This window comes from Gilliamella sp. Bif1-4, assembly GCF_001690535.1.
GTDB classification, from domain to species: Bacteria; Pseudomonadota; Gammaproteobacteria; order Enterobacterales; family Orbaceae; genus Gilliamella; species Gilliamella bombi.
On record NZ_LZHC01000071.1, the window covers coordinates 1 to 959 of the forward strand.

General features: G+C 39.6%; 2 protein-coding genes. One reads left to right on the forward strand and one right to left on the reverse strand.

Annotation, left to right across the window (positions count from 1 at the left end):
- The coding region (locus tag A9G25_RS11400; RefSeq protein ID WP_141675096.1) for an IS3 family transposase at nucleotides 1-516 on the forward strand (516 nt) is incomplete at its 5' end.
- 14 nt (nucleotides 517-530) lie between these two features.
- Here A9G25_RS11400 and A9G25_RS11405 read toward each other — a convergent pair.
- A partial coding sequence (locus tag A9G25_RS11405; RefSeq protein WP_141675097.1) for a VENN motif pre-toxin domain-containing protein occupies nucleotides 531-959 on the reverse strand: 429 nt, incomplete at its 5' end.

Sequence of the window (959 nt, forward strand, 5' to 3'; positions counted from 1 at the left end):
CCTAATAAAACATGGGTAACCGATATTACTTATATTAAAACGGGTGAAGGTTGGTTATATTTGTCGGTGATTATCGATTTATATGGACGAAAAGTGATTGCTAGGCAAACCAGTCGCTACATAGACCGCCATTTAGTGTGTAATACATTAAAACAAGCTTTATTTCGGCGTCACTTTCCTAAAAATGTACTCATTCATAGTGACCAAGGAAGCCAATATTGCAGTGCTGATTTCAAGCAATTATTGTTACAATATGGGCTAAGGCAAAGCATGAGTCGAAGAGGCAACTGCTTTGATAATGCGGTTGTTGAGAGTTTTTTTCATACACTCAAAACACATATTATTCATGACTGTTACTACAAAACGAGGAAGCAGGCTAATAAAGCACTATTTGAATATATTGAAATCTATTATAATCGGATACGCCGTCATTCAGCCAATGGCTGGGTATCACCTGAACAATATGAACAACAATATTACCAAAACGAAAAAATGATAGAGGCGGGCACTGTCTAATATTTTGGCGAGGATCAAGATTCAGTATCTGCACCAGATAAATAATCACCTGTAGCTTTATTTAATACTGAAATCAAATCAGCTTTGTCAGTGTCGGTTAAAGACTTATCAGCCATAGCAAGTGCCGCCATAGCGGCACTAATTGGCCCTGGTAAAAATGCACCTATTTGCTCTGGGGCTCGCATCCAGAGTTCAACATAATCGCTACCATTAGGCATATCTTTACCTGTTATGAGCCTTTCTAGTGCTTCCTCTGTTTCTTCTTGAGTTAAATAACCTGCTGCTGAGGCATGGAGGATACCTTCATAATTTGCCCGTGTTTCAGGTGAAAGACCAATAAAATCGCCACCAAATCCACCATCACCCCAACTTAATCCATTATTCTCAACCGCATTTTTCCCTGCCGCAACGCCTGTATTGATATCTTGGATATCACCACCGGC